We start from the raw sequence: 26,756 nt of genomic DNA on the forward strand, positions 1-26,756 counted from the left end.
CAACGGTATGACCGCGCGAAAGCTCGTCCTGCTCCGCCATGCCAAAGCCGAGACGCCCGGTGAGCTGCCCGACTTCGAGCGTCAGCTGACCGAGCGCGGCCGGGCCGACGCCGGGGCCGCCGGCGCCTGGCTGGCCGCCCAGAACCTGAGCCCGGACCTCGTGCTCTGCTCGTCGGCCACGCGCACCCGGCAGACCTGGCACGGCGTGGCGGTGGCGCTGTCCCAGGCGGCCCCGGAGGCGCCGGCGCCCGAGGTGCGCTACGAGGGCGGGCTCTACCACGGTGGCCGTACGGAGGTCGTCGACCTGCTGCGGGCCGTACCCGAATCGGTCGTGACCGTCCTGGTGATCGGGCACAACCCGACCATCTCCGACGTCTCGCTCCTGCTGCGCCCGGACGCGGACGCGGCGGTGACCGACGGCCTCAAGACCGCGGGCATCGCCGTCCACGAGGTGGACGACTGGGCGTCGGCCGAGCCGGGCTCCATGCCATTGATCGCCGAGCACACCGCCCGGGCCTAGACAGAAAGAACCGGCGGACGCCCTTGTCCGCCGGTTCTTGGCCTACTCCGGGAGTCGGAGCCTCAGAACGCCTCTTCGGGCAGTTCCATCAGGTCGAGCGTGGTGTTCTCGATGATCCGCCGGTCGGCGCCGATGCGGGGCAGCACCTCGCGGGCGAAGAAGCGAGCCGCGGCGATCTTGCCCTCGTAGAACGCCTTGTCGGCGGCGCTGAGCTCGGTGCCCAGCTGCTTGAGCGCGACCTCGGCGCCGCGCAGCAGCAGCCACGAGACGACGACGTCGCCGAGCGCCAGGAGCACCCGCCGCGAGGTCAGGCCGACCCGGTACAGCTCCCGGGTGTCGCCGCCCTGGACCGCCTGCAGCCAGCCCATCTGCACGCCGAGGATGGCCTGCAGCTCGGTCAGCGCCTTGCCCAGCGCGAGCCGCTCCTCCTTGAGCCGCCCGTTGCCGGCCTCGGTCTCGACGAAGGCCTGCATCTCGGAGGCCACGGTCGCGAGCCCGACGCCCTGGTCCTTCACGATCTTGCGGAAGATCAGGTCGAGGCTCTGGATCGCGGTGGTGCCCTCGTACAGGGTGTCGATCTTGGCGTCCCGGACGTACTGCTCGAGCGGGTAGTCCTGCAGGAAGCCGGAGCCGCCGAAGGTCTGCAGCGACTCGTGGCCGAGCAGCTCGTACGCCCGCTCCGAGCCGACGCCCTTGACCAGCGGGAGCAGCAGGTCGTTGACCCGCGCCGCCGTCTTCGCGGCCTCGGTGTCGCCGGCCGCCTCGGCGATGTACACCTTGTCCTGCCAGGTGGCGGTGTAGATGACCAGGGACCGCAGACCCTCCGCGTACGCCTTCTGCAGCATCAGCGAGCGGCGTACGTCCGGGTGGTGGGTGATCGTGACGCGCGGGGCGGCCTTGTTGCTGTTCTGCACGAGGTCGGCGCCCTGGACGCGGTTCTTCGCGTACTCCAGCGCGTTGAGATAGCCCGTCGACAGGGTGGCGATCGCCTTGGTGCCGACCATCATGCGGGCGTACTCGATGATCATGAACATCTGCCGGATGCCCTGGTGGACCTCGCCGAGCAGCCAGCCCTTGGCCGGGGTGCCGTGCTCACCGAAGGTCATCTCGCAGGTGTTGGAGACCTTGAGGCCCATCTTGTGCTCGACGTTCGTGGCGTAGACGCCGTTGCGCTCGCCCAGCTCGCCGCTCTCCGGGTCGAAGTGATACTTCGGCACGATGAACAGCGACAGGCCCTTGGTGCCCGGGCCGCCGGCGCCCTCGACACCCACGGGCCGCGCGAGCACGTAGTGGATGATGTTGTCGGTGAGGTCGTGCTCACCCGAGGTGATGAAGCGCTTGACGCCCTCGATGTGCCAGGAGCCGTCCGGCTGCGGGATGGCCCGGGTGCGGCCGGCGCCGACGTCGGAGCCCGCGTCGGGCTCGGTGAGGACCATGGTCGAGCCCCACTGCTTCTCGACGAAGAGCTTGGCCCATTCCTTCTGCTCCGGGGTGCCCTCGACGTGCACGACGTGCGCGAAGGAGGGTCCGGACGAGTACATCCACACCGGGGCGTTGGCGCCCAGGATCTGCTCCGCGATGGCCCACCACATGGCCCGCGGTGCCAGCGTGCCGCCGAGGGCCTCGGGCAGGTCGAGGCGCCAGAACTCGGAGGCCATGAAGGCCGCGTACGACTTCTTGAAGGACTCGGGCAGCGGCGCGGTGTGCGTCGCCGGGTCGAACCGCGGCGGGTTGCGGTCCGAGTCGGTGTAGCTGGCCGCGAGGTCCTCCCGGGCGAGCCGGTTCACCTCGGCGAGCACGTCGCGCGCCGTGTCGGCGTCGATGCCGTCGAACGGCGCCTGGCCGAAGGCGCGATCCGCCCCGAAGACCTCGAAGAGGTTGAACTCGAGGTCGCGCAGGTTGCTCTTGTAGTGAGTCATGTGGTCTGGCCCCGATCTCCGGACGCGAGTTACCCGTCAGTAACCAACACTGTATTACCCATCGGTAGGGACCGACAAGTCACCTGCGATCAACGGTTGCGCGCTCTCTGGGGGGCTAAACCCCTCCGATCGGGTGGGAAAAGAGACAGCCGTTCGGACATTTGCAAGCCGCCGCGCCGCGGGCACGTATCGACGTGTGCGCCGCCTCGTTGCTTCGTGTGTACGCGCAGGACGTACGCAGACCCGGGGAGGTCACTCATGTTCGCGACGATCAAGAGTCTGATTCCTGAGCCTCGCCAGGCGGACCAGCCGCGCCACTACGTCGGGCGGCACCGGCAGCCGGAGACCGTCGCCGCGCGCGCCGCCGTACCGGTGATCCCGGCGCCCGCGTCGGCCCCGGAGGCCGACCCCGCCGAGCCCTCGGCGGTTCCGGATGCGCCGGCGGCGACCGGGCCGGAGCCGGCCGGGCCGGGCTCGAAGGCCTAGCTGTACTGACCCGTGAGGTTAGGGACGCGGTTGGCGGGTGGTAAGCCGCCGAGTGCGGTGTGTCCGCGGTCGTGATTGTAAAAGTGGATCCAGCCGGGCAGGGCTTGGCGGCGTTCGGTCTCGCTGGTGTAGACGCGGGCGTAGGCCCATTCCTCGAGCATGGTGCGGTTGTAGCGTTCGACTTTGCCGTTGGTCTGAGGCCGGTAGGGCCGGGTGCGTTTGTGGGTGATCCCGGCCTGGGTGAGGGTGTCGCGCCACAGGTGTGAGCGGTAGCAGGCGCCGTTGTCGGTCAGCACGCGTTTGACGGTGATGCCGGCTGCGGTGAAGAACGCGTGGGCGCGTAGCCAGAAGCCGGTTGCTGTTTCGCGGGTCTCGTCGGCAAGGATTTCGGTGTAGGCGAGCCGGGAGTGGTCGTCGACGGCGTTGTGCAGGTACTGGTAGCCCAGGTTCGGGCGGTTGGTCAGCTTGCGGGGCCGTTGCGGGTCTCGGTGCGCCGAGCGGCGGCGTTGTCCAGCGGCGCGGCCGAGCATCTTGTGGCCGCCGCCGTCGGGGATGTTGCCCAGCTTCTTGATGTCGACGTGGACCAGCTCGCCCGGTGCGTGATGTTCGTAGCGGCGCACCACCCGGCCGGTGGCCCGGTCGAGGTGACTCAGGCGAGCCAGCCGGTAGCGGGTCAGGACCCGGTGAACGGTGGCCGGGTTCAGGTCGAGAAGGTAGGCGATCCGGGCCGGGCCCCAGCGGCGCAGAACCCGGATCTTGATGATCCGGCGTTCGGTGCGCGTCGGCGTCCGGGCCGGGCTGTGGTGCGGGCGTGACGAGCGGTCGGTCATGCCCGCGAGGCCGTCGGCGCGGTAGCGGTCGGCCCAGCGTTTCGCCGTTGTCGCGCTGACTTGGAAGCGTTCCGCGGCCCGGCGCAGCGGCCAGCCATCATCGACCACGCAGCGGGCCAGGCGCAGCCGACCGGTCTCGGACAACGGTGCATTACGGTGTGGCATGAGGGCCTTCCACGGTTCGGGGTAGGACGTCGCAATCCACACCGAACCCGAAGGCCCTCACCTATTACAAGATCTCCACGTCACTAACGTCCGTGGTCAGTACACCTAGCTGCCGGCCGCGCCGACTTCCCAGCTCGGCATGGGTACGACCGGCCCGCCGTCGGATCCGGCGTACTCCAGCAGCACCAGGGCGATGTCGTCCTCGAGCCGGCCGTGCACCCAGTCGACCAGGGCCGTCTCCAGCGAGGCCAGGCCGTCGCCGACCGTGCCGTGCCCGAGCAGCCGCCACGCGCGATCGGTGGTCGGGAAGAACTCGCCGTCGCGGCGGGCCTCGCCCAGCCCGTCGGTGAAGAGCAGCAGCCGGTCGCCCGGCTCCAGCCGTTCGACGCGGGGCCGGGCGACCGGCATGAAGCCCAGCGGGGGCGCCGGCGCCGGCGGGTCCAGGGCGATCACCTGACCGCGGCGCAGCAGCAGCGGGGCCGGGTGTCCACAGTTGACGATCGTCAGCGTGCCGCCGCGCTCCTCCACCAGGGCGGCGGTCACGAAGTCCTCGTCGCCCACGCTGCGGGCCACCGCCCGGTCCAGGTCCGCGACGATCGCGCGCAGGTCGGACCGCTCGTACGCTACGTGCCGGTACGAGCCGAGGACGATGCTGGCCAGGCGTACGGCGTCGAGGCCCTTGCCGCGCACGTCGCCGATGATGATGCGGACCCCGTACGGGGTGTCCAGGGCCTCGTAGAGGTCTCCACCGATGTCCGCGGCGGCCGACGCGGAGATGTAGCGGCCGGCCACCGCGAGCGAACCGACCTGCGGGCCCAGCGGGCGCAGCACGGCCTGCTGGGCCACCGCGGCGAGCCGCAGCAGCTCGGCGATCCGGTGCGCCTGGCGCTGGCGGATCGTGGCCACGGTGGCGGCGATGCCGGTGGCGAGCACGATGCCCAGAACGTTGATCATGTCGACCGAGCCGAACGTGCCGTCCGCGGTCGCGAAGGCCGTCCCCGCGCCGGCCGCGACGGCGCCCACGGCCAGCACCGTCGGCCAGTAGGCGAAGACCGCGGCGAGGAACGGCACGGCGGCGAAGAGCCCGACGTAATTGGCCTGCTTGCCGTCCGACAACTCCAGCCCGGCGACGGCGGTGAGCAGCACGAGGGCCGCGCCGAGACCGGCGCGGGAACCAGGACTGAGCGGGCCGCGGCCCGACGGCGACTTAGGCATGAGTACGCCGAACAGCATGCCTGATGGAGGCCTGTGGCTGCATCAACTTGGCCCCTAATCCGATCGCGTTCTGCCCACTCGGTGGCGCAGGGCCGGGACGCCGGTGACACGATGTCGACGTGCCGTCAGATCTGCGTGACCTGCTGCGGAGCGAGTTCCGCTGGACCGAGCCGGAGCCGGGCAGCGGGCTGCTCGTCAGCGACCGCTCGGGATGGTGGCGCGACTCACGGATCCTCGACGACCTCGGGCCCGCCCTGGCGGCACTCTTCCCGGACGCCGCCGCCACGGTCGTCGTCTCGCCGGAGGTCACCGGGTTCCTCGTCGGGCCGCTGGTGGCCCGGGCCCTCGGGGCGGGGTTCGTGGAGGCGTACCGGATGGGTGCCCGCCGCCCGATCGCCGAGCCGATGACCTGGGCCGACGTCCCGGCCGACCACCGCGGCGACGCGCAGCGCCTGGGCGTACGCACCCGCTTGATCGGTACGGCCGACCGGGTCCTCGTGGTGGACGACTGGGCGGTGACCGGCGCTCAGGCCCGCGGCCTGTACGCCCTCATCGCCGAGCTCGGCGCGACCGTGGCCGGCACGGCGGTGATCGTGAACGAGTGCCCGCCCACGGTCGCGGCCGAACTGGACATCCGGGGGCTGCTCACCGGGACCGATCTGAGCTGAGTACCCGGGCCCACCTAGGTAGCGCTACTCAGGAGGCCGGCGCGGAGCGTCACAAGGATGGTCCGCATGACCAGATTCCTCTTCGGCAACTGGGTGACGCGGATCTATCTGTTCGCCGTCGCGACCAGCGCGGTGATCCTGCTCGGCGGCAACCTCGCCACCGGCGACCACGAGCCGTCCGCCGCGGCCGCCTACCTGATCGGGCTCACCGCGCCGGTCTCGGTGATCTTCGCCCCGGTCTTCCTGCTCGGCGACGGCTGGCTCGCGATCGCGATGCTGTGGCTGAGCGTGGCGGCCGGGGTCCTGCTGAACACCCTGCTCATCAACATGATCGTCGGGCAGGCGGGCCGGCTGCGCCCGCACCGCGTCCGATGAGGACAGACAGCGTCACACCCCTGCCCTAGAGTCAGTGCCACCAGATCGGCACTCTTGGATACGGGGACACGCATGACCAAGCATGTACGCCGCTCAACCCTGCTCGCGTTCGCGTCCGTCGCGGCCGTCGCGGGCACCCTCCTGGCTCCCGCAGCCGCCCAGGCCCAGCCTGTGAGCTCCGGCTCCTTCACCCTCTCCGGCGACCCGGGGGACTACATCTCCCAGGGCCGCGACTGGAGCTACAGCACCGAGGCCGGCGACCGGCTCTCGGTGAACGGTTCGGCCGACGGCCGCGTCGTCAGCCTCAGCATCGACGGCGCCAACGGCGACTGGTGGTACGCCGACTTCTCGGCGCCCGCCGGCGAGAAGCTCGAGCCGGGCACCTACACCGGCGCCACCCGATACCCGTTCAACGACGACGGACCCGGCCTCGACATCTCGGGCGAGGGCCGCGGCTGCAACCAGCTGACCGGCACCTTCACCGTCACGGAGGCCACGTTCGGCCCGCAGGGCTACGTCGAGGACTTCGACGCCACGTACGAGCAGCACTGCGAGGGCGGCACGCCGGCGGCCCGTGGCCGCGTCCAGGTGCACAACGCGCCCGCGCCGGAGCAGCTCGCCGTCTCGCTGAACACGTCCACCGAAGGCACCTTCGACCGGCTGAACGGCAACGCCACGGTGCACGGCACGGTGACCTGCACGGCCGACGTGCCCGTCCACGTCAACGGCGACATCACGCAGGTCAAGCGCAAGACCATCATTCGGGGTACGTTCGCCGCCACGGTCGACTGCGTCGCGGGCGCGGAGGTGCCCTGGTCCGCCACGGCCGAGCCGAACGGCACCACCCCGTTCCAGCTGGGCCGCGCCGAGGTGAACACCACGGCGAGCGCCACCGACCCGGTGTACGGCAACTCCGTCACCGACAAGGAGACCGTGACGGTCGTCCTGACGCGCGCCTGAGCGGATGACGGCGGCCCCGGCCGGCACCGCGCCGCCGGGGCCGTCAGGCCTTGCTCGTCCAGGTGGCCAGCACGCCGCGGCTGGGCTTCCACCCGGTCGCCTTGTACTCGGCGAGGCCGCGCTGCACGTACGGGTCCTGCGCGATCAGCTCCTGCGCCTCCTGCTCGGAGTCCACATCGAACAGGATCACGCCGCCCACCGGGGGCTCCTGCCGCCCGGCGGAGACCACCAGCCCCCGCTCCTCCAGGCCGGCGATGAACGCCAGGTGATCCTCACGGGCCTTGTCCACCTCGTCGAGCGGCGCGAGGTAGGTCGAGATCATCAGATACACGTGGTGTTCCTCTCAGGCGGGAAGCTCGCGGCAATCGTACGATCCGAAGAATGAACGAGATGGGGCGCTTCGGACTGTGGATCAGCGGACGGCACTGGCCGGCCGACCCGGCGGCCGTCGCGGAGGCGGCGGCGGAGATCGAAGCCCTCGGGTACGGGTCGATCTGGATCGGCGGCAGCCCGGCGGATGACCTGGCGCTGCCCGAAGCGGTCCTCGCGGCGACCACCCGTCTCGTCGTCGGCACCAGCATCGTCGACATCTGGCGCAGCGACCCCAAAGCCTTGTCGGCGAGCACCGCGCGCCTGCGTTCGGCCTTCCCGGGCCGGTTCTACCTCGGCCTCGGCATGGGACACGCGCCGGCGGTGGAGGCGACGGGCCAGCAATACGTACGCCCGCTGAGCAAGCTCCGCGCGTTCCTCGCCGACCTGGTCGACGTACCCGTCGAGGAACGCCTGCTGGCGGCGCTGGGCCCGAAGGCGCTGGAGCTGGCCTCGACGTCGGCGGCGGGCGCCCTGCCGTATCTCGTGCCGGCGGCCCACACCGCCGACGCCCGCCGGATCCTCGGCCCGGGCAAGCTCCTCATCCCGGAGCAGAAGATCTTCCTCGGCAGCGACCCGGCGACCGCCCACACGGTGGGCCGCCGCGGCACGGCCATGTACCTCGGCCTGCCCAACTACACCACCAACCTGCGCCGGTACGGCCTGACCGACGACGACTTCGCCGGCGAAGGCAGCGACCGCTGGGTGAACACGCTCGTCGCGTGGGGCGATGAAGAGATGGTGCGGGCCCGCGTGGAGGAACACTTCACGGCTGGGGCCGACCATGTGGCGCTGCAGGTGCTGTCGGCCGACCCGACGCCGCAGCTACCGATGCCGGAGATCCGGGCGACCGCGCGGGTGTTCCTGGCCTGACCCGCCCGGCCTCTTTCCTGGCCGGTCCACGGCCTTGGTCGCGTCGCCTTCTCTCAGGCAGTCGGCCAGGTGCGGAAGTTGTGCGAGCTGCGGCTGGGCGTCGGCCCGCGCTGGCCCTGGTAGCGGGACCCGTAGACCGCCGAACCGTACGGGTGCTCGGCCGGGCTGGACAGCCGGAAGATGCACAGCTGGCCGATCTTCATACCGGGCCACAGCTTGATCGGCAGGTTGGCCACGTTGGACAGCTCCAACGTCACGTGCCCCGAGAACCCGGGATCGATGAAGCCCGCGGTCGAGTGGGTCAGCAGGCCCAGCCGGCCCAGGCTGCTCTTGCCCTCCAGGCGGCCGGCCAACTGGTCGCCCAGCGTGATCACCTCGAGCGTCGAGGCGAGCACGAACTCGCCCGGGTGCAGCACGAACGCCTCGCCGTCGGCCACCTCGACCTGGGCGGTGAGGTCGTCCTGTCGCTCGGCCGGGTCGATGTGGGTGTACAGGTGGTTGTTGAACACCCGGAAGAAGCGGTCCAGCCGCACGTCGATGCTGGACGGCTGCATCAGCTCCGGCTCGAACGGCTCGAGCGCGAGGTTGGCCGACTTGATCTCGGAGACCAGGTCACGGTCGGAGAGCAGCATCGGGACACCATACCGATCACGACATCCCAGCTCACCACCTGGTCACCTCAGCCGCGAACCTGCGCGCCGCCTTCCTGACCCGCCCCGCGCGCCTCCTCCTCTGCCGCCCTTCCGACTCCCCGCCTCCCCTGCTGGGCCGCCCTTCGTGCTCCCCGCTCTCCCTCGTCTCCGCATTCCCTCCTCTCCGCTCTCCCTCCTTCCCGCTTTCGCTCCTTCCCGGACGCGCGCGCCCTCCTCCGCGCGCCCTCCTCCGCGCCCTCCTCCGTGTCTTGCCTCCGGCCCTTCACCCGCACTGCGTGGTTGCCGCGACACCCACCGTGACCAGGCGTTCCACCCGTCACCCGATCCGTGCTTTCTGGCGCGTCGAGTGGCCCTCTCGTACATATGTTCGATATGATGTTGCCATGGCTTCCTGGTCCGAATTCACCGCCGCCGAGCCCGACCTGGCCGCGGCCGTCCGCGCACTGCTCCAGCAGTACGGCCCTGGCATGGGCTACCTCGCCACCGTGCGCGCCGACGGCGGCCCGCGCGTGCACCCGGTCTCGCCGGTGATCACCGACAAGGGCCTCTACTGCTTCGTGGTCGACTCGGCCAAGCGCCGCGACCTCGAACGCGACGGGCGCTACGCCCTCCATTCCTACCCACCCGAGGAAAGCGACGACGAGGCGTACGTGACCGGTCGCGCCCACCTCGTCACCGACCAAGCGGTCGTGGCCGAGCTCGCGGACGCCCTGCGCGCCTCGCCCCGAGTCGACTGGCGCCTCTTCGAGTTCAGCATCGAAACCGCCATGCTCCGCCGCCACGGCCCGGCGGGCGCTCTCCCGCTGGCGATGAGCCTCCGCTACCCACCCATCACCCTCAAGTGGCGCGACCCGGCGCTCGGCTTATCCACCCCCGCCTCGGCCACCGCACCCCTCCGCGAGTCCTCGGCCACGGTCACCCTCACCACCCCGACCCGCGACCGCCCGACACCCCACCCGCCCCTGCCCCCCATTCCCGACCTCAACCCCCGTAGCGCCCCCCTCGGCATCCGCCTCCAAGACCTAGCCACGGCCACCACCAGTTCGTAGGCGCCGGCCGGACACCGCCACCTGCGTACGCGGGGCGCTGCCAGGCCTGGAGGGAGCTGGGCCGCGCCACGTCCGCCGGCGCCTACTTCACGAAAACACCCCACCGCCCCGCACTCGAGCGACCGCGCCCGGCCGCCCAAGTGCGGGGCGGCCCCGCCACAACGCCCGTCGATCGGGTACAGTGAGGCCGCTCGCGGGTGTAGTTCAATGGCAGAACATCAGCTTCCCAAGCTGACAGTGCGGGTTCGATTCCCGTCACCCGCTCCAAAGTTCTCCCTGCTCAGGCCGCATTTTGACGGGCTTATCTATCGTTACTGATCGATCTCTGACGACCGTTTGTTGGGGAACGAGCCGCGAAGGCTGCTCGAAACCCGGCGCAATCTCGGCCAACGGCCGTGCACAAACGGCCTGGTATTCGGGCAAGGCGGGCGCGATCAGAAGGCAACAAGTGGCACTGTCAGATCGGAAATCTGACGCTACTGCGGTGGCGTCCGTTCTGGGCGGTTCCGCTCAAGTGCCGCATCTCGGCTTCTCCGTGCCTCCATCGCCCGCGCGGCGGTCGCCCTACGGGGATCACCCCCGCGCGCCACAAGGCGGGCCGGGCACCGGGCGCCGGTCACCGGGGTAGGACAGCGCGGCGAGGCTCCCGGTCGAGGCATCGAGTTCCGGCCCGATGCTGTCCTACGTGGAGATTCGCCCTCATCGACCAACGCCCCCTGCCGACCAGAGCCGACCTGCAAGATCACGTTCGAAAATTCTCACTGGCATAAGACCGACGCCTGGCGCGGAGCGGGCTCGGACGCGGGCGTGCGTACGATTGGCGGCGACGACAAGCGGCATTCGGCCGCCAAAGGGAGGCTGAAGACGTTGAACGCTTTGCCGGTCGTGGACGTCGATCGCATCGACGGGAAACCCCGCACCGTGCGCGAGCTGTTCACCTCGCGCAAGTACAGCGTCGACTATTACCAGCGCGAATATGCGTGGACCCAGGCGAACGTCAATGAACTTCTCGACGACCTTGCCGGCAGGTTTCTCGAGGCATGGGATGAGCGCCACGAACGCCAAGAAACTCTCACGTACCGCCCATACTTCCTCGGGCCTATCGTGACGAACAACCGCGGCGGGACGCTGTTTCTCGTTGACGGGCAGCAGCGGCTGACGACGCTCACACTCCTGTTGATCTACCTGCTTCATCTCCAAAAAGCCCGCCCCTCTCACGACCAGGTGGACGTCAGGCAATTCATTGCGTCCACACGGGTGGGTCGATGGAGCTTCAACCTCGACGTCGAAGACCGCCGCGCCTGCATGGAATCGCTGCTTGAAGGCAAGCCCCCTCCGGTTGCCCCAGGGGACGACTCAGTGGCCAACCTCTGGGCCCGGTACCAGGACATCGAGCAACTCTTTCCGCAGGAACTGAAGGACCACAAGCTCCCGTACTTCATCGATTGGTTCCTCGAGCGCGTCGCCGTCGTGGAGATCACAACCTCCGACCAAGAGATGGCGCTCGAGGTGTTTGAGACGATGAACGACCGCGGTCTCCGGCTCACGACTACGGACATGCTGAAGAGCTATCTGCTCGCGATGATCCAAGAGCCGAAGGAGGTCGAGGCGGCGAATCGGCTCTGGCGCGGGCGTGTGGCGGCGCTGAGTAACCTTGTAGACAAGGGAGATTTCGACTTCATACGCAACTGGCTGCGGTCCAAGTACGCGGAGACGATTCGCGAGCGCAAGAAGGAAGCCGTCCCGGGCGACTTCGACGTCATCGGCACAGCGCCACATAAGTGGGTGCGCGATCACCGGGAGGAGATTGGGCTTCGGAAACCGGGCGACTTTGCCGCGCTGATCGAGCGCGACTTCGACCGTCTTTCTGGCCGTTACCTTCAGCTTCTCAAAGCGTCACAGCAGTTGACGCCGGGCTTCGAGGAGGTCTTCTACAACGCGTGGAACGGGTTCACGTTCCAGTACCCACTGATCCTCGCCGCACTATCGCCGTCCGATGATGACGAGACCTTCCGGCGCAAGACGCGGATGATCGCCGGATGGGCCGACATCTTCGTAGCCCGGCGCATCGTCAACTACCGCAACTTCGGGTACTCGACCGTCGCGTACACGATGTTCAACCATGTCAAGGACATCCGGGACCTCGACGAGGCGGAGCTCGCCCAGGTGTTGGGCGACAAGATCGCGGAGATGGACGACGGGTTCGACGCCGTCGCCAATCTAGGCCTGCACCAGCGCAACGGGAACCAAATCCGCTACCTCCTCGCCCGAATGGCGGCCTGGTTGGAGGACCAGTGTGGCGGGGCACTGACCTTCGCCGACTTCGTCAGTCGCCAGCGAACGCACCCGTTCGAGATCGAGCACATCTGGGCCAACCATCCCGACGAGCACCCTGAGTTGGCCACGGACCAGGCTTTCTCCGACCAGCGCAACAAGTTCGGCGGGCTTCTCCTACTACCCAAGGACTTCAACGCGAGCTACGGGGACAAGCCGTATGCCGAGAAGTTGGAGCACTACTACGGGCAGAATGTGCTGGCGAAGTCGCTCCACCCAAGGTGCTACGAGAACAACCCAACGTTCCTACGGACGCGCGCCGCACACGGCTTGCCGTTCGCCCCGGTCCCCGAGTTCACAGTGTCGTCATTCAGCGAGCGGCAGGAACTGTACCGGCGACTATGCGAAGTCGTCTGGGATTCAAGCAGACTAGGCATCGACGTACCAGATAACGTTGCGCGGTTGACGGAAGAACAGCAGCCAAAACGGCACTACGGCGTCACGCTGAAGGATCTGCTCGCTGCCGGCCTGCTGCGCGACAGACAGGCACTGGTGGGCGTCAGGAGTGGAGTGACTTACAACGCGACCGTGACGGCTGAGGGTCGGGTCGAGCTCGACGACGGCCACCTCGAGGAGTCACCTTCCACGGCCGGTGCTGCCGTACTGGGAGCCAAGTCCTGCAACGGGTGGACATTTTGGCAGACCGACACCGTGCGAGGGCTTGTCCGTCTAAGTCGTGTGCGAGACGAGTACCTGGAACGGCGAAGGCCATGACGTGACCCAAGTCAAGAGCGTACCCCTGTCCATGCGCGGCCAGTCACTGGATGGATCAGCCTGAGCCGCGGCTCACCGCCGCGGTGACCTTGACCGCGCGAAGCCAACGGCGGTTGATTCCACCCACGCCAAGCGCTGGCAATCAGCGACAAGCGATGATTACCTCATGAAGGCGTTTGTGCAGCTCAACGCCCACGAATGACAACCAACGACGAGCCCGGAGCCGCGACGGTCGGTGAGAAGACGTTCTGGTAACTAATGACAAGCCATGACGACGGCTCTACAACAGCGAGTCGTCGGTTCAAGTTGCCCTCCGCTCGGAAGCTGCTAGACCGAGAGTTGTTCATCGCCCATCACCGCTGCAAGACTAAACGGCCAGTCATGACGTCGGGCGCGCGGTGGGGTTGGGTGCTGGATACGGCCAGGTTTGAACCCGAACCATCACTGGCCGGCTCTCGCGCGCGATGTCTAGCTTCAGTTCGATCCCCGGCGGCCACTCTCGCAGCAGCTCGACGACGTCGGTCGCATGCATGACCGCGCCGCCGGCAGCCGAGACGATGACATCGCCGGGTAACACCCCGGCGCGGTCGGCTGCGCCGCCTGGCGTGACCGCCGTGACGACCACGCCAGCCGGCCGGTCGGCTAGCGTCACGCCGATGGAGGCCCGTGGCGGCTCCGGCACGCGTGACTCTGTGGGGCGGGGAGGCCGGCCCAGCGCCTGCCCGATCTCGAGGACTGGCCTGCCCATGTAGAGGATCGTCATCGCGGCGACCGCAATGGCCGACCAGCGCATCCAGGGCAGATACGTTTCGTCCAACGGCGCGGCTTTCTCAACGCCGGCATCGACCATAGTTCCGTGCAGGTCTTCGTAGAAGTCGGCGGTGCGCCCATGCAGGACGCGAGCTATGCCTCTCAGGTCTGTGTGCTGCGGTCCGATTGCCACCTCAGCGATACGATTGAGAAGATCGGAGCCGTCGGCCGCGTAGTTGCGGAGCCATTGTTCGGCTTCGTTGTCGTCGAACACCAGCGCCAACAGAAGCGTTTCCGGCCGGATAAGTTCGTGTCCCAGATGCTCGGAGAGTGCGTCGGCTCGGCGGAGCGTGGCGGCCAGGTCGGCCGAAATCAAGACGTCGGTCTCGTCGATCGTCAACGTGACTGTGCCCTGGCTAGCCTCCCGGCCGAGGAGATCCGGCGGCACCGGCCCGAGCCCGGCCTGGCCTAAGCTTCCCCAGGTCCCGGGATCACCGTCCAGGACGGCGAGGAGCGTTTGGAGGGTGCCCAACGGTGTGTGGTCGGTCGGAGTTCGGACCGACCTCAGACGACGGCTGAGCGCGGGCTCAACGGGGAGTCGGAGCGCGAGTCGCGCGCCGACCGGTACGTCCGTGGCGGGCAGCCCGTCTAGGCCCCAGTGTGTCGGTCCATGAACCTCCTGAAGGGCAGGCCCGGCAACGGTCGTCCACACCGCGAACGACGCCCAAAGCGCCGCGGGTACCCGGCGGCCGGTCCGGCGCAGCTCGGCCAGGACGCCTTGCTGCGTCGCCGACACCAGGGATGCGCCCACCGGTAGGCCGGCCAGCACCGGGGCCAGGACACTCGCCGCGTTCGTGTCGGCGACAGGTGCGATGCCGCCGATCACGGTGGACGCACCACGCATGAGACAGGCCATTGAGAAGCCGGTCGACTCCTGCCCTGAGCGCACAGCCATTGAGTTGATCCAACAAGCGCCGAGCACTACGGTAGGTGGCCAGCGAAGGCCCAGTGCCGAAGCGGCGGTCACCACTGATCCGTCCCGAAGCCGCAATGCCTGATCGAGGCCGGTGCTGCTTCCGGCGCCGTGCACTGAGATTACGGCGGCGTCCGGCCTCGGCTCCGCGTCGAGCGCCTCACGCAACTCAGCGAGATCAGCGCACGAGCGGACGGTCATGGCCTCTCTGAGCGACTCCCACTGCCGCCTCTCGGCCGCCGTCGCGTCGAGTTCGTCGTCGAGGTGCACGACGGCGACCCGCGGCCGATAGGGGTCCTTGGCCGGGCGAGCCTCGGACAGCATCGACAGGGCCGGAACGAACGCGACGGCGGCGTGTTCGGCGAGCACCTCGACTCTGTCCCCCGCTACCCGTACCGGCAAGCCGGACAACGGCAGGCCGGCGATCGGCCCGTCAGGCACGATGAGCAGCTCAACGACGGAACCGGACCGGCTAGTGTCCCGCAGTACCTCGGTCAGACCGGGCGGGAAGACCGCCCGTGCAATGTCCCTCCAGCAGTCGGCGTCCAACGGGAGCGCGCCGTAGATCCACTTCAGCGGAGAAGGGTCAGCCTCTGCCATGGCGTCGAGGATGCCCACCGGTGACAGGAAGGCGGCCTTGTCCCGGCCGTCCGGGTCCTGGTCTATCCGGGACCGGTGCAACGTCACCCCGGATACCGGCGACATCAACGCGGTGTGGAAGACCCAGCCGAACTCGTCGCGAAAACAGTGGTACAGCAGAGCCACCCGGTGGCCGACGCGGCGCAGTATCGTGTCGTAGTCGACAGCAAGCATCACGACCGACTCCCGGAGCATGACGAGCGTGTCGGCCACCGCGGTACGAGTCTTGCCGGCGGCCTTCCTCAGCTCCATGCCGATGTCCTCGACAGCGTCCGGAGCCACGCGCATCTGCTGTTCGATTTCGGCCAGCGCGGTGATGTCCGCCTGCAGCTGCGCGATGGTTGGCACGACGTCACCGCTGATCAGCGCGGAGGCCGCCGTACGATGCACCGACTCGATCAGCCAGACGCCCAGCTCGCCGGCCTTCGCCGGGTTGCTGCGTACGCCGGTGGTTAGCAGCGTGAACACTCGGGCGTGCAAGCGGTGGTCTGCTTGTACCCACTGCGCGCGGGATGCTTCCTCCGGCAGCGTAACCCGATATTCTTCGAGGGCGTGCAGCCCGGCTCGTATGATGTCCAGTGCGTGGTTCTCCTGCCGCGGCTCTGAGTAACCGGAGGCGACGGCGTTCGCGAACCCGCGGACCAGGCTGCGGGTGGCCCGCCGGCGGTCACCGATATCCATCAACAGGTCATGTGCCTCTAGGAATGCGCTCGCCGCGTCGGCCGGCCGCTGCCTGTTTTCGAATAAGTGGCCCGCCACCACCAAGGCGTGACCCGCCGCCTGGGACATGCGCAGCACCTCCGTGACCGAAATACGGCCCGTCGGCAGCGTGCCTGGCAAACGCTGCGACAGCCCCACCACCGCGTAGGCCAGCCCAATCGCGTCGGGCTCGGCGCTGGCGGCGACCGCTCGCGCCTCCGCGACGAGGCTGAGAAGGGCCGCCGCCGGCTTGCCGCGCCACACGGCCGCCGCCCTTTGCCGGTCGCTGCCCTGGAACGCTGTCGGCGTTTCGCCGTCGCGGGCATCCGGGTCGAACGCGATCTCGATGATCAGCGACGTCAGGTCCGCGGTCCTGCCCCGGGGCCGGGCGAGCGCCTCGTTCAGCAACCGCAATGCCCCGGCGTGATCGCCGATGACCCGCAGAAACTGAGCCCGCGCGCTCAACACAGCCGACTCTTGCCGCAGAACCGGGTCGTCCATCGCCGTTCGGGACCGACGGCCAGCCTCCACCAGTGCCCCGTTGCGCAACTCGAACTCAATGGCTCTGGCCGTGCAGTACGCGGCGGAGACGACATCGTCGCTGGCGCGGAACAGTGCGATGGCCTCATCGAACCATTGCTGCGACATGTTGGTGGCGACACCGGGAATGCCGACGTCACCTAAAGCGCAGTTGCGCAATGCCACCCAGCCGCGGGGACGCAACGACGCCCGAAGAGCCGGCCGGTAACCCGCCACGGTGGGTCGGCGGTGCTGCCGGTGTGCCCGGGTGTCACGGCAATGCAGCCGATGTGCGGTCACAACCGCCAGCAGCAGCGGTCCATACCGCCCCGGCACGGTGCCTGGGATCCCAGCCAGGTACCAGCCCGATCCGACGACGCACGCTGCACGGACCAGCATCGGCACCACGGCGTCCGACCAGTCCGCGTGTGCGGGCGTACGAGCTGGACCTCGCCCCACACGCCGAACGGCCACGTACGCAAACGCCGCGACCAGCAGCGGCAGGTAGCGCCACGCTCCGGACTCCGCCGCCCATCTGGCGTCGCCGCCCAGACGCCGGACCAGTGCAGCCGGAATCTCGTACCGGTTGAATGCCCGGGTCCAGCAAATCCCCGCAAGCGTGAGAACCGCCAGCGCAATTAGGTCATCGACCGCGCTGCGCGCGGCAGTGATAGCACGAAATGCGAACGGATGCACAAAGACCGACAGGGTGGCATCGATACCCCGAACGGAGGATATTTTCCGAGTCACCGTTGCAGGTCCTGCGCCACTTCGCGCCGCGGACTGTACTGTCCTGCCGGACGTCCGTACATCGAAGGGTCCGCCACATGCCGTCCGATTCTCTGCAGACTCGGATCTTCGCGTGGGATCAGGGTCATCAGTGCCTCTTGTTCTTCGGCAGCGAGCCCGGGGAACTCCCGGACGACAAGGCAAGCGCAGAGATCTCCGTGGTGACGTCGGCCGTTGCGGTCGGGCCAACCCGCGGCGCCACCCAGGATCTCGTTCAGGAACTGGCTTTAGGTGTCCTAAGTAACGCCGCGTGGACCGGGCTGCTGGGGTCGCTGACCGCAACCGCCGCATATCTCGCCCGTCGGCGCCGCCAAGCCCCTCCAATGCGTCAGCCGTTCGAGGTCATCGAACGGCTGGAGGCGGCGGGACGTGCGGCGGTCGGCGCCGAAGCGGTGGACCCCGCGTATGTCGACATCGCCCTCCAAGCGGACGGCACGTGGCGGGCCGAGGTCACCTGGCACGACGCCCGCTGGATAGCCCGGTGCGACGCCGCAGGAACCGCGATGCACCTCACCCGATCGCCCAAGCCGGGCGGAAGCGATGACAACGGACTATCCCCCGTACCGTCATGACGAACGCTGCGCGAGAGTGGGGAACCGTCGATGGAGGAAGCGACCGCGATACGGCTGGGACCGACACAGCCGCGGTAAATGATCAATCAGGTTGCCTGCCCTGGTCGCTGATCAGCCTGCTGCTCGTGGGTCTACTCGTCGTGGGCGGCGCTTCGCTCAGCCATGAGCGCTTCCAGCAGGCCAGCCGGCTGCGGCAGGCCGCGCTGTCGCTCGTCGAGGGCAACGACGACGCCGCGGCGAGACTATGGATGGGCGTACTCGACGACGGCCACCGGATCGCCGACGCCTCCGCTGGCGCGGCTTGCGCGCTGTGGAACCTCGGCTACCAGGACCAGGCGCTGCTCTACTACCGCGACGCCATGGTGACCGCCGGCCGTGCCGGGCCGACGCGGCGATCACGGTGCTTCTTCACCGACCTCGCCGCGCACCGCATCAAGATCGTCCGACTCGACGCCACCTACACCGTCCTCATGGCCGATACGGGGGCGGCAGCGCCGCTGCTGCGTGGCATCGTCGAGGGTTCCGCGCCGCCGGGCGCCGCGTCCGCATTCGCGGAGGCCATCGCTCCCTACCGGGAGCCCGACATCGCACAACGGCTGTTGGCCGCCGCGTGCCTGGCGGACCTGACCGGACTGAAACTAATGGCCGCAACGTACCTCAACCTCGCCACCGTCGGCACCGTTCGCAGCGCCGGCGCCCTCAAACAGTGCGCGTTCGACATGGTCGGCGCTTACGTGACCGCGAAGGTGGACGGGCGGGAGGTCTTCCAACCCAAGGACCGCGCGCGACGCTGGTACACCCCTGGCAAATCACCGGCACCCGCGCCAGCCGACCTCGCACGGACCCTGCCGTGACGGACGGCCCCGTAATGGCCGAAGACCCGGAAGCCGGCGGCGCTCCAGAAATCGATGGCGGTCCGGAAACAGTTGAAGACCCGATCCTCCCGGTGATCACCGGGCTTACCGAGGTGGCTCGGGGCGCGGTCGCAAAGGCACGGTTCAGAGGCGGTCGGCGGGTCAGCGACCTGCACCTGTTCCAGGAGCTGCTGGAGCACACCGGCGTGGTGGACCTCCTCGAGGCGCTGGACGTCGAGGTGCCGGAGCTACGCCGCCGGGTGCAGCTGCGTTCGGGCTTCCGCCCGCCCATCACCACGGACTCGCCTGACGGACGGATGACCGCACAGCCAATCGTCTGGAACGCATTCGAGCTGGCGGGCGAAGGTGCCCGACACGCGGGACGAGCCGCCGAAGCAGCCGACGTCCTGGAAATGCTGCTGCACCTGCCCCCAGGCGACGCCCATCTCATGCTCCGCGAGGCCCGGGTTAACCTGGCCGCCCTGACCGCGTGCCGCGGCGACGATGCGCTTGGCGTCGGCAAGCTTAGCCACGTCGACCACCGGCACGTTGGCGACATGCCCTTCCGGCGCCGCATGGCGTGGACGACGTGCCACCTGCCGCTGCTCGCCGTGCACACAGTGCTCGTTGCCGTCTCGCTCATCCCCGCGACCGTCCTCGGCGGTGTGTTCTTCCGGCTCGCGGCTGTGGTCGTCGGCGCTCAGGCGCACACGACAGCGTCGGCCTCCTTGGGATGGAGCCGTGACTTATTACTCCTCCGCAAAAGCGACGATCCGGCGATTCGCCACGCTCTCGCACACCTTCTGGCCCGGACGCTCATGCTGCTGTCCGCCATCGTGATGCTGATGCCTACGGCGGTGCAGTACGCCGTACTGCACGAGGCTCCGCCCATGCTCTTCAACGCATTGAAGATTTTCTGGGTACAGCGCGAGGGCGCGCTCGGCCTCCTGATCATGTCACTGCTGGACCTGCCGTACCGCGAAATACTGCTCGTCTGGTGTGGATTGGCATTTGCCTACGCCGCGGTACCGCCGACTTCGCTGCTAGACCTGTTCCGGGGCGCGTTGTCCACCGCCCCCCGCAGGGCGGGGGTGACACGTCGCGTGCTGCTGGCGATGGTGACTCCTCTGTGGCTGCTGGGTCGGGCGTGTGACACGCTGCCCCGGTGGACCCTGGTGCAGCGCGGAGTGCCGCTCGGACCCGGCTGCGTGCTGGTACCGGCGCTATGCATCGCCGGCTGGGCGAGTCTGGCGCTGTACGCAGCTTGACCGTCTCGACCGGGTTGAGTAGGGCCCAAACGAGACGCTAGGCCTAGCGGTGGCCGGCTTGGCCTGCGGACGCGTCTGATTCAGGATGGTGAGGAGTCGGCGGAGTCTAACCAATGACACTAAGAGCTGGCACATACACAAGAAGGCCTCGGCGCGGAAACGGATCCGGGCCAGGGCCTTGGTGGTACTACCAACCAAACGGTTCGTCCGACGGACCGATGAACGGCGCTCGCTCCGCCTGCTCTGCGTAACGGCTTAGGTCTGTTGAGTAGACGGGGCGATGCGACCACGAATCGCCGCCGTCGATACCTGCGGTATGCCCAGTCCGAACCTTGTTCTCGATTGCAAGTGCGTTGAGGTATCCAGCGATCGCAGCCTTGGCGATGTGCTCGACCGCTTCGGGTGATGGCGCCGACCCTTCAAGCTTCTCCGCCGCGCTATGTGCTCGCCACATCGCGCGTGTCAGCGGGTCACTGTGCATGCGGATCTCCAATCTGCGGAGCCTCTCCTGCTGGCTACTTGATTAACGCGATGATCGCGGCAACGGCGGCCACGGCCGCAAGGACAGTGTTCGCCCAAGTGAGGCGATATGCGCCGCGGGCGAGCGCCTCCGTCGCTGCCATGGCGCGATTGCGGTCGCGCCGGTCGAGCTCCTCCATGTAGTAAGCCGTGCCAACATGCGTACTCACGGCGTGCCCGTCGTGCTCGGCAATCAGTTCTTCGTCGCTTGCCGCGCGTAGATCAGAGATCTTCCGTACCACGCGTCCAGGGTACGGCTTGACTGGCACCGCAGCGCTTGACGGCGCCGAGTGTCATCGACCGGCCAACGACAAGGACGCGAGCCGGCTGCTTCGGGATCAGCGGCTCGATCCAGGCCCATAGGTGGGGTTGCTGCACCGACAGCATCACCACCTCGACCAGCACAGGCATCGTGCGAACTCCCCCCGTTTACCCCCCGGAAACCCCTACCAACCGTTGACAAACAGCAACCAGCAACGATCAACCCACGGCGGCGTTTATGCAGGCCATCGGCAAGCTCTAGGGACCGATGACAACAACAAGATCGTCACGGTCGGTAAGAAGAGGATGTCGGTTCAGTCAGACCACGCACCACTCGCCCTGCTTGACGGCGACGCACTCTTCAAGTCGACTAATCGGCGCCCGTCCACGTGCGGCATGCCGTGGCATGGCACGGCTCAGGTGGGCTTGCGCTGGGGATCTTGTTGGGGAACCGCTCGGGACTGGCCGTCCGAATCCGGGATGCTTCGGGATACGGCTGAAACGTATGGGCAGGTCAGCAGGACTGTCCGGCATCGAACGACACTGGGTGGGACGGTTCACGCGTTGTTCCCAAGCTGACAGTGCGGGTTCGATTCCCGTCACCCGCTCCACGTACGGAAGCCCTGGTCAGGACCGATGGTCCGCCAGGGCTTCCGTCATTCTGAGTGACGCTGGATCAGGCACGGGCCATGAGCTCGTCCAACGTTGTGTCACATGGATGCGGTCGTGGCGCTACTGATCGTCGTCGGCAGTCTCGTCGCGATCTTGGCTGGGCTCGTCTGGCTCGCACGTCGTATCCGGCGTAGTGGCGCGGGCGCGAGGCTGATGGGTCCAATCGACGAGATCTACAACCCGGGCGCCCACCGTTCTCGGCAAGAGGTCCAGGTACAGGACCAGCGCATGGAAGCTCCCTCGTCAGCCGACGATCAGCTTCGGCGTGATTCCCGGCCGACGACACGATCTGATCAGGCCGTCGATCCGTCGCCCGGGCCAGCGGGGGTCCTTCAGCGACTGACGGGCGCCTGGCGGAGGCCGGTCAGCGAAGCGGACCGGGTGGTAGCCCCTGAGCTGCGCGGCACTGAATCGGTGATGGGTACAGCGGGGCAGGTCGTCGGCGGCCTGGTCGATGACTCCCCTGCAGCGAGTCGGCCTACCTTCGGCCGAGACCCATGACGTCCTTGTAGACCACTCTGCGGCGGCTCCAGACATCCTGCGACGTACCAGTGATACGTACGCCGGCTCGGCTGAACTTGAGGAGGCCAAAGAGCACGACCGCCAGATAGGCGAGCCAGAGCATTATTTCGATCCCGCGCGGGAGGAAGGACAGGGCGATGTTCGGCACAAGCACGGCTGCGAGCACCAGCATTGCCCGGAACGCCCAAATTCCTGACCGGTATTCGGGCTTGGTGCGTGCCGCCGCGAGGGCCTCTTCGGAAGTTGACACGGGGGGACCCTAGCGGGCCAACGGCACCGCCACTGCCCCCAAAGTTGTTGCCGGGCACGGAACGGGCTACCCGAGGGACCGCCCGCTGTGGTGTCACACTGGGCGCGTGCGGCGGTCTCTCGGCGGTGGGTGGTCGGTCGAGTTTTCCGCTGGTTGGGCGCCCGAACGCTGCGAGGACGGCGTCTCGATCTGGCGCGGGCCTGGCCGTATGGTGCGGGTTTCGTTGGGACCTTCGTGGCGGTGCGCCGACGGGGCCGACATCATCGCCTTTCTGGAAGCCGAGCTGCCGCCGGATCCCGCGGGCAGGGTCGGTGAGGGTGGCCGGGGTGGGGTCGGTCATCGGGCCGCCTGGTTGTACCGCCGGGACGGGGATGTCCAGTTCACGCTGTACGGGTACACCTTCGTCGTGGAGGCGTACCTGGAGACCGTCTTTACCGGCGTGGACGGAGCGGGCCCGGGTTGGGCTTTCGATGCCTGGCGTTCGGTGGCTCGATCGGGGCCGTTACGGCGGGGGCGGTCGGGCGCCGGGGATGGCCGTGCCGTTGGCGGTGATGCGGCATAGAGTGCCTCATGACTTGGCCGGTGGTGCACGTTCGCATGCCGGCACGGTCGTGCTTGCGCCGCCCATGCCGGCGATCAGCCCCGCATGAATGACGAGAGGCCACATCATGACAGCGGTACCGGACCAGCGGCCGGTTGCCGCCGACTCGGCCGAGGTCGGGCAGGCGGCGGAGGCGGATCTTCGGGCGTTGTTCGGGCAGTCCACCGCCGTTTTCGCGTCGCTCGCCGGTCCGGGGCACGTGCTGGAGGCGGCGAACCCGGCGTTCTTCGCGACCATCGGTGAGGATCGGGCTCGCACCGGGGTTCCGGTCGCCGAGCTGGTGCCTGAGCTGGCCAGCCAAGGTTTCACCGAGTTGCTGGACCAGGTGTTCCGCACCGGTGAGGCGTACACCGGCCGCGATGCCCGGGCCGTGCTGGGTACGGGGGCGCACGCCCGGGAGGTGTATTTCGACTTCACCTATGAACCGCGCCGGGACGCTGACGGGTCCGTGGTGGGGATTCGGGTGCTCGGCGTCGAGACGACGCAGGTCAAGCAGGCTCAGCGGTTGATGGCGGGGCACCGGGCCGTGCTGGAGCAGATCGCGCGGCAGGCGCCGCTGAGCGAGGTGCTCGACGGGATGGCTCGCTGCATCGAGGACCTGGCGCCCGAGGGGGTTCTGGTCTCCGTCCTGCTCGCCGACCCCGACGGCCGGCATCTGCGCCACGGTGCCGCGCCCAGCCTTCCCGGCTTTTACAACGAGGCCATCGACGGGATCGCAACCGGCGAGGGCGTCGGCTCCTGTGGCACCGCCGCCCACCGGCGCGAGCCCGTCATCGTCACCGATATCGCCACGGATCCCTTCTGGAGCGACTTCCGGGAGCTGGCCGGCCGCGCCGGGCTCGCCGCCTGCTGGTCCGTGCCGATTCTGGCCCGTGACGGCGATCTGCTGGGCACCTTCGCCATGTACCACCGCACGCCGCGCGTCCCGCAGGACACCGACCTCGCCCTGATCCGGGTCTTCGCCGGCACCGCGGCGCTGGCGATCGAACGCCACCACATCGAACAGGCCAGGGCCACTGCTGAGGCTCGCGCCAAGCAGGCGCACGAGGAGCTGGCCAAGGCCGTACGCGCGGAGCAGCACCTGCGGGCCCAGGCCGAGGAGCGTGCCGCCGCGGCCGCGGAGATCGCCGCGCAGATGCGCGCCGCAGCGGCCGCGCAGGCCGCCATGCCGCACCCCGAGTCCTGCCAGCTGGGGGGCGCTTCGGGATGCGCCGCACCGGCCGAGATCAAGATCGCGGACTCGTGGGGCGACTCGGCGTGGGGCTGCCCCGCGCACGTCGAGGAGGCCATCATCAACGTCCGCTCGGTGTTCATCGCCAGCGAGGAGCTTGGCGGCCTGGCCGCCTACCGCCACCGCGCCTGACGGGCCGCCGCCGGCTCCCCGCCCCGCAACAGGGCCGCTCCGCAACACCGGCAGTCAGGGTACGAGCGCCACAAAGCCGAGGCCCGTCGTGCGTTCTGCCAGCTCCAGGGCGGCCGCCGGGTCATCCAGCCCCACCGTCAACACCTCGACCGCGGACAGGTCCAGCAGCCCCGAGCGGACCAGGTTCCACACCGTGGCCACCGTTTCGTCGTCGCTCATCCAGGAGCCGCGCACGGTGAGCCTGCGGTGCATGAGGTCGCCGTACGGGATGGTGAGGTTCTGGCGGACGCCGCCGATCAGCGTCAGCGTGCCGCCGCGGCGCAGGCTGTCGTAGGCGGCCATGGTGGCGTCCGCCGTCGGTGTGGCGCCGAGCGCGTCCAGCGCCACGTCGGCCGGGCCGATTCCCGCCGCGTCCGTCGCGCGGTCGCCGGTCAGTTGGTGGGTGCGTACGCGGGGGCCCAGCTCCGCCAGCCGGTCGAGTGCCTGCTTGTTGCGGCCCACCGCCGTCACCGTCGCGGCGCCTTCAGCCAGCGCGACGAGGACCGCCGCGCCGCCCAGCTGGCCCGTTGCGCCGATCACCGCGACGTCACGGCCGGCCAGGGAACCTGCCGTGTGCAGCCCGGTGGCCGCGATGCAGAGCCATGGGAGGAACGCCAGGTGCGCCGGCTCCGGGTAGTGCTCGGCACCGGGCAGCTTGACCATCGTCTCCTTGGCGCACAGGGCGTGCTCCGCGAAAACGCCGTCGTGCCACACCGTACGCATCTGATCCGTACGGTCGCTGCCCCCGCCCGGACCGCCCAGGCCGACCCAGCCGACCAGGATCTGGTCGTCGCCGCCGGCGTCGAGCAGCGCGGTGTCCAGAACGATGTCGCCCGGGGCGACATGGAAGACGTCGGGCGCGACGTCGATGACGCGCCCGACGCAGGAGGGGCCCAGGATCAGGGGGACCGGCAGGGCGCCGCGGTTGCCCTCGACCACCATTTTCGTGTACGCCGGCAGGTGCGCGGCGAGCACCTCCACGAGCACACCGCCACCCCGCAGAGCGGGCGTCGGCACCTCGGAGAGGCGTACGTCGTCATCGTGTTCAGCAACCGTCCAAGCTCGCATGGGACCAGCCTCGCGCCGCCTTAGACTGGTATCCAGAATCGCTTTATTCTGGTACTGGAGGTCCTAGGGTGAGCGCCGAGCTCGGGACGTTCCTGCGCAGCCGCCGGGAACGGATGACACCGGCCGACGCCGGCCTGCCCGTCACCGGCCGCCGCCGCACGCCCGGCCTGCGCCGGGAGGAGCTGGCCCTGCTGGCCGGCATCAGCGCCACCTGGCTCACCTATCTCGAGCAGGGCCGCGACGTACGTCCTTCCGGTCAGGTGCTCGACGCGTTGGCCCGGGCGCTGCGGCTGACGAACGCCGAGCAGGAGCATCTGCGCCGCCTCGCCGCTGGAGGTGCGGCGCCGGACGAGGACGAACCCGAGGAGGTGGCGCCCGAGGTCGCCGGCGTCCCCGCCTTGCTGGGCGACAATCCCGCGTACGTCACGGGCATCTGTTACGACGTGCTCGCGCACAACGACGCCGCCGCGGAGCTGTTCCAGGGCATGGAAGCGGGCGGCAACGTCGTGCGGTGGATGTTCACGGAGCCCGCCGCCCGGGAGGTGCTGGTCGACTGGGAGGCCGAGGCCCGGAACATCCTCGCCCGGTTGCGCGCCATCGCGGGGCGGCACCCCGGCCACCCTCGCGTGACGCGGCTCGTGGCCGAGCTGACCGCGGCCAGCCCCGAGGTACGCGAGTGGTGGCCGCGGTACGACATTCAGTTCAGCCACGCGGGGCACAAGCGCTTCCGGCACCCGCGGCTGGGCGTCGTCACCGTGTCGCACGCCGCCTTCCACGTCGCCGAGCGGCCCGAGCAGACGCTGGTCGTCTACCACCTTCCGGGCCGGCCCGGCGAAGCTGTGGGCTAGACGTACTTCTCGATGTAGTGGCCGGTGCGGAGGTCGCCGCTGCTGCAGTACACCGTGTTGCTGAAGGTCCTGGCCGCGGCCCACACGCCCGTGTTCGAGTACGCGGTCCCGGTCGCGGCACGGCGGCACTTCACGACCGGGCGGTGCTTGGTGGTGTCGCAGAACGACAGGGCGCCGTTGCTGCCCGAGTTGATGGAGTAGCAGTCGGCCGCCTGGGCCGGCGCCTGCAGTCCGATGAGTCCTCCGGCGAGGAAGACACCGGCCAGGACGATGCGGGTTGCGCCACGCATGTGCACCTCACGAGCTTGTGGGGCGCAGGCGTACGACGCCGGCCGCGTGGTCGCGGACGACTGAGTGCGCTGACCGCCCCGTTTCGGTCATCGACGTTGGGGAATCTATCAGGTTTGTTTACCGCCGTCA

General features: G+C 68.8%; 25 protein-coding genes and 1 tRNA gene. 14 read left to right on the forward strand and 12 right to left on the reverse strand.

Going from position 1 to position 26,756, the window contains the following annotated elements; translation table 11 throughout:
- The first annotated feature begins 7 nt into the window (after window positions 1–7).
- Window positions 8–520 (forward strand): SixA phosphatase family protein, encoded by a 513-nt coding sequence (locus COUCH_RS00530; RefSeq protein WP_249610155.1) that lies wholly within the window; start codon window positions 8–10, stop codon window positions 518–520.
- Window positions 521–582: 62 nt separating this feature from the next.
- Here COUCH_RS00530 and COUCH_RS00535 read toward each other — a convergent pair whose 3' ends face one another.
- Window positions 583–2,439, reverse strand: a complete 1,857-nt coding sequence (locus tag COUCH_RS00535; protein WP_249610156.1) for an acyl-CoA dehydrogenase — start codon at window positions 2,437–2,439, stop codon at window positions 583–585.
- A 258-nt stretch (window positions 2,440–2,697) separates the two neighbouring features.
- Here COUCH_RS00535 and COUCH_RS00540 point away from each other — a divergent pair, with 258 nt between their 5' ends.
- Window positions 2,698–2,925 (forward strand): hypothetical protein, encoded by a 228-nt coding sequence (locus tag COUCH_RS00540; RefSeq protein ID WP_249610157.1) that lies wholly within the window; start codon window positions 2,698–2,700, stop codon window positions 2,923–2,925.
- Here COUCH_RS00540 and COUCH_RS00545 read toward each other — a convergent pair.
- Entirely contained in the window at window positions 2,922–3,920 is a 999-nt protein-coding gene (locus COUCH_RS00545; RefSeq protein ID WP_249610158.1) for an IS481 family transposase, read from the reverse strand. The two genes, COUCH_RS00540 and COUCH_RS00545, sit on opposite strands and share 4 nt — an antisense overlap.
- A gap of 105 nt (window positions 3,921–4,025) precedes the next feature.
- Window positions 4,026–5,153 carry a PP2C family protein-serine/threonine phosphatase gene (locus COUCH_RS00550; protein ID WP_249610159.1) on the reverse strand — a complete coding sequence of 376 codons (1,128 nt, stop codon included), beginning with the start codon at window positions 5,151–5,153 and terminating at the stop codon, window positions 4,026–4,028.
- Between the two features lie 101 nt (window positions 5,154–5,254).
- Between COUCH_RS00550 and COUCH_RS00555 the strand changes: the two genes are divergently transcribed.
- The 3 genes from COUCH_RS00555 to COUCH_RS00565 all read left to right on the forward strand — a co-directional run bounded on the left by COUCH_RS00555 (window position 5,255) and on the right by COUCH_RS00565 (window position 7,138).
- Window positions 5,255–5,803 carry a phosphoribosyltransferase gene (locus COUCH_RS00555; RefSeq protein WP_249610160.1) on the forward strand — a complete coding sequence of 183 codons (549 nt, stop codon included), beginning with the start codon at window positions 5,255–5,257 and terminating at the stop codon, window positions 5,801–5,803.
- 66 nt (window positions 5,804–5,869) lie between these two features.
- Window positions 5,870–6,178: an SCO4225 family membrane protein gene (locus tag COUCH_RS00560; RefSeq protein WP_249610161.1), complete on the forward strand. Its 309-nt coding sequence runs from the start codon at window positions 5,870–5,872 to the stop codon at window positions 6,176–6,178.
- 72 nt (window positions 6,179–6,250) lie between these two features.
- Entirely contained in the window at window positions 6,251–7,138 is an 888-nt protein-coding gene (locus COUCH_RS00565; RefSeq protein ID WP_249610162.1) for a hypothetical protein, read from the forward strand.
- A gap of 43 nt (window positions 7,139–7,181) precedes the next feature.
- On the opposite strand, the gene COUCH_RS00570 is transcribed toward COUCH_RS00565, so the two are convergent.
- On the reverse strand, window positions 7,182–7,460 hold the full coding sequence (locus COUCH_RS00570; RefSeq protein WP_249613506.1) for a YciI family protein: 279 nt from the start codon (window positions 7,458–7,460) through the stop codon (window positions 7,182–7,184).
- 59 nt (window positions 7,461–7,519) lie between these two features.
- Between COUCH_RS00570 and COUCH_RS00575 the strand changes: the two genes are divergently transcribed.
- Window positions 7,520–8,380, forward strand: coding sequence for a TIGR03620 family F420-dependent LLM class oxidoreductase (locus tag COUCH_RS00575; RefSeq protein WP_249610163.1), 861 nt, complete (start codon window positions 7,520–7,522; stop codon window positions 8,378–8,380).
- Between the two features lie 53 nt (window positions 8,381–8,433).
- Here the strand turns inward: COUCH_RS00575 and dcd are convergent, their stop codons facing one another.
- Window positions 8,434–9,012 carry a dCTP deaminase gene (gene dcd / locus COUCH_RS00580; RefSeq protein WP_249610164.1) on the reverse strand — a complete coding sequence of 193 codons (579 nt, stop codon included), beginning with the start codon at window positions 9,010–9,012 and terminating at the stop codon, window positions 8,434–8,436.
- Window positions 9,013–9,416: 404 nt separating this feature from the next.
- Between dcd and COUCH_RS38995 the strand changes: the two genes are divergently transcribed.
- The 3 genes from COUCH_RS38995 to COUCH_RS00595 all read left to right on the forward strand — a co-directional run bounded on the left by COUCH_RS38995 (window position 9,417) and on the right by COUCH_RS00595 (window position 13,130).
- Window positions 9,417–10,082, forward strand: coding sequence for a pyridoxamine 5'-phosphate oxidase family protein (locus COUCH_RS38995; protein WP_346015963.1), 666 nt, complete (start codon window positions 9,417–9,419; stop codon window positions 10,080–10,082).
- A 193-nt stretch (window positions 10,083–10,275) separates the two neighbouring features.
- Window positions 10,276–10,349: transfer RNA gene (locus COUCH_RS00590), tRNA-Gly, on the forward strand.
- A gap of 540 nt (window positions 10,350–10,889) precedes the next feature.
- Window positions 10,890–13,130 (forward strand): GmrSD restriction endonuclease domain-containing protein, encoded by a 2,241-nt coding sequence (locus COUCH_RS00595; protein WP_249610165.1) that lies wholly within the window; start codon window positions 10,890–10,892, stop codon window positions 13,128–13,130.
- A 379-nt stretch (window positions 13,131–13,509) separates the two neighbouring features.
- Here the strand turns inward: COUCH_RS00595 and COUCH_RS00600 are convergent, their stop codons facing one another.
- Window positions 13,510–17,460, reverse strand: a complete 3,951-nt coding sequence (locus COUCH_RS00600) for a CHAT domain-containing protein (RefSeq protein ID WP_249610166.1) — start codon at window positions 17,458–17,460, stop codon at window positions 13,510–13,512.
- Window positions 17,461–17,537: 77 nt separating this feature from the next.
- Between COUCH_RS00600 and COUCH_RS00605 the strand changes: the two genes are divergently transcribed.
- The 3 genes from COUCH_RS00605 to COUCH_RS00615 are packed head-to-tail and all read left to right on the forward strand — an operon-like array spanning window position 17,538 to window position 20,193.
- Window positions 17,538–18,071 carry a hypothetical protein gene (locus COUCH_RS00605; protein WP_249610167.1) on the forward strand — a complete coding sequence of 178 codons (534 nt, stop codon included), beginning with the start codon at window positions 17,538–17,540 and terminating at the stop codon, window positions 18,069–18,071.
- Complete coding sequence (locus COUCH_RS00610; protein WP_249610168.1) at window positions 18,068–18,925, forward strand: hypothetical protein; 858 nt, start codon at window positions 18,068–18,070, stop codon at window positions 18,923–18,925. The genes COUCH_RS00605 and COUCH_RS00610 overlap by 4 nt, the downstream gene beginning before the upstream one ends.
- Entirely contained in the window at window positions 18,922–20,193 is a 1,272-nt protein-coding gene (locus COUCH_RS00615; protein WP_249610169.1) for a hypothetical protein, read from the forward strand. Before COUCH_RS00610 ends, COUCH_RS00615 begins: the two co-directional genes overlap by 4 nt.
- Window positions 20,194–20,380: 187 nt before the next feature.
- Here the strand turns inward: COUCH_RS00615 and COUCH_RS00620 are convergent, their stop codons facing one another.
- The 4 genes from COUCH_RS00620 to COUCH_RS00635 all read right to left on the reverse strand — a co-directional run bounded on the left by COUCH_RS00620 (window position 20,381) and on the right by COUCH_RS00635 (window position 22,417).
- Complete coding sequence (locus COUCH_RS00620; RefSeq protein WP_249610170.1) at window positions 20,381–20,686, reverse strand: hypothetical protein; 306 nt, start codon at window positions 20,684–20,686, stop codon at window positions 20,381–20,383.
- 22 nt (window positions 20,687–20,708) lie between these two features.
- On the reverse strand, window positions 20,709–20,954 hold the full coding sequence (locus COUCH_RS00625; RefSeq protein ID WP_249610171.1) for a hypothetical protein: 246 nt from the start codon (window positions 20,952–20,954) through the stop codon (window positions 20,709–20,711).
- Entirely contained in the window at window positions 20,935–21,123 is a 189-nt protein-coding gene (locus tag COUCH_RS00630) for a hypothetical protein (RefSeq protein WP_249610172.1), read from the reverse strand. Before COUCH_RS00630 ends, COUCH_RS00625 begins: the two co-directional genes overlap by 20 nt.
- A gap of 1,000 nt (window positions 21,124–22,123) precedes the next feature.
- Window positions 22,124–22,417 carry a hypothetical protein gene (locus COUCH_RS00635; protein ID WP_249610173.1) on the reverse strand — a complete coding sequence of 98 codons (294 nt, stop codon included), beginning with the start codon at window positions 22,415–22,417 and terminating at the stop codon, window positions 22,124–22,126.
- A 668-nt stretch (window positions 22,418–23,085) separates the two neighbouring features.
- Here COUCH_RS00635 and COUCH_RS00640 point away from each other — a divergent pair.
- The gene (locus COUCH_RS00640; protein WP_249610174.1) at window positions 23,086–24,381 is read left to right on the forward strand and encodes a GAF domain-containing protein; all 1,296 of its coding nucleotides are present in this window, start codon (window positions 23,086–23,088) and stop codon (window positions 24,379–24,381) included.
- 54 nt (window positions 24,382–24,435) lie between these two features.
- Here COUCH_RS00640 and COUCH_RS00645 read toward each other — a convergent pair whose 3' ends face one another.
- Window positions 24,436–25,488, reverse strand: coding sequence for a zinc-binding dehydrogenase (locus COUCH_RS00645; RefSeq protein WP_249610175.1), 1,053 nt, complete (start codon window positions 25,486–25,488; stop codon window positions 24,436–24,438).
- Between the two features lie 68 nt (window positions 25,489–25,556).
- Between COUCH_RS00645 and COUCH_RS00650 the strand changes: the two genes are divergently transcribed.
- Window positions 25,557–26,336 (forward strand): helix-turn-helix transcriptional regulator, encoded by a 780-nt coding sequence (locus tag COUCH_RS00650; RefSeq protein WP_249610176.1) that lies wholly within the window; start codon window positions 25,557–25,559, stop codon window positions 26,334–26,336.
- Here the strand turns inward: COUCH_RS00650 and COUCH_RS00655 are convergent.
- Entirely contained in the window at window positions 26,333–26,626 is a 294-nt protein-coding gene (locus COUCH_RS00655) for a hypothetical protein (protein WP_249610177.1), read from the reverse strand. The two genes, COUCH_RS00650 and COUCH_RS00655, sit on opposite strands and share 4 nt — an antisense overlap.
- Between the last annotated feature and the right edge of the window lie 130 nt (window positions 26,627–26,756).

Source organism: Couchioplanes caeruleus (assembly GCF_023499255.1).
GTDB classification, from domain to species: domain Bacteria; phylum Actinomycetota; class Actinomycetes; order Mycobacteriales; family Micromonosporaceae; genus Actinoplanes; species Actinoplanes caeruleus_A.

Bases quoted from the DNA above. Each gene is read 5' to 3' on its own strand.
- COUCH_RS00545 (WP_249610158.1), bottom strand. From the start codon at position 3,920: ATGCCACACCGTAATGCACCGTTGTCCGAGACCGGTCGGCTGCGCCTG.
- COUCH_RS00550 (WP_249610159.1), bottom strand. From the start codon at position 5,153: ATGCTGTTCGGCGTACTCATGCCTAAGTCGCCGTCGGGCCGCGGCCCG.
- COUCH_RS00540 (WP_249610157.1), top strand. From the start codon at position 2,698: ATGTTCGCGACGATCAAGAGTCTGATTCCTGAGCCTCGCCAGGCGGAC.
- COUCH_RS00605 (WP_249610167.1), top strand. From the start codon at position 17,538: ATGCCGTCCGATTCTCTGCAGACTCGGATCTTCGCGTGGGATCAGGGT.
- dcd (WP_249610164.1), bottom strand. From the start codon at position 9,012: ATGCTGCTCTCCGACCGTGACCTGGTCTCCGAGATCAAGTCGGCCAAC.
- COUCH_RS38995 (WP_346015963.1), top strand. From the start codon at position 9,417: ATGGCTTCCTGGTCCGAATTCACCGCCGCCGAGCCCGACCTGGCCGCG.
- COUCH_RS00535 (WP_249610156.1), bottom strand. From the start codon at position 2,439: ATGACTCACTACAAGAGCAACCTGCGCGACCTCGAGTTCAACCTCTTC.
- COUCH_RS00530 (WP_249610155.1), top strand. From the start codon at position 8: ATGACCGCGCGAAAGCTCGTCCTGCTCCGCCATGCCAAAGCCGAGACG.
- COUCH_RS00610 (WP_249610168.1), top strand. From the start codon at position 18,068: ATGACGAACGCTGCGCGAGAGTGGGGAACCGTCGATGGAGGAAGCGAC.
- COUCH_RS00655 (WP_249610177.1), bottom strand. From the start codon at position 26,626: ATGCGTGGCGCAACCCGCATCGTCCTGGCCGGTGTCTTCCTCGCCGGA.
- COUCH_RS00560 (WP_249610161.1), top strand. From the start codon at position 5,870: ATGACCAGATTCCTCTTCGGCAACTGGGTGACGCGGATCTATCTGTTC.
- COUCH_RS00570 (WP_249613506.1), bottom strand. From the start codon at position 7,460: ATGATCTCGACCTACCTCGCGCCGCTCGACGAGGTGGACAAGGCCCGT.
- COUCH_RS00645 (WP_249610175.1), bottom strand. From the start codon at position 25,488: ATGCGAGCTTGGACGGTTGCTGAACACGATGACGACGTACGCCTCTCC.
- COUCH_RS00575 (WP_249610163.1), top strand. From the start codon at position 7,520: ATGAACGAGATGGGGCGCTTCGGACTGTGGATCAGCGGACGGCACTGG.
- COUCH_RS00630 (WP_249610172.1), bottom strand. From the start codon at position 21,123: ATGCCTGTGCTGGTCGAGGTGGTGATGCTGTCGGTGCAGCAACCCCAC.
- COUCH_RS00640 (WP_249610174.1), top strand. From the start codon at position 23,086: ATGACAGCGGTACCGGACCAGCGGCCGGTTGCCGCCGACTCGGCCGAG.
- COUCH_RS00565 (WP_249610162.1), top strand. From the start codon at position 6,251: ATGACCAAGCATGTACGCCGCTCAACCCTGCTCGCGTTCGCGTCCGTC.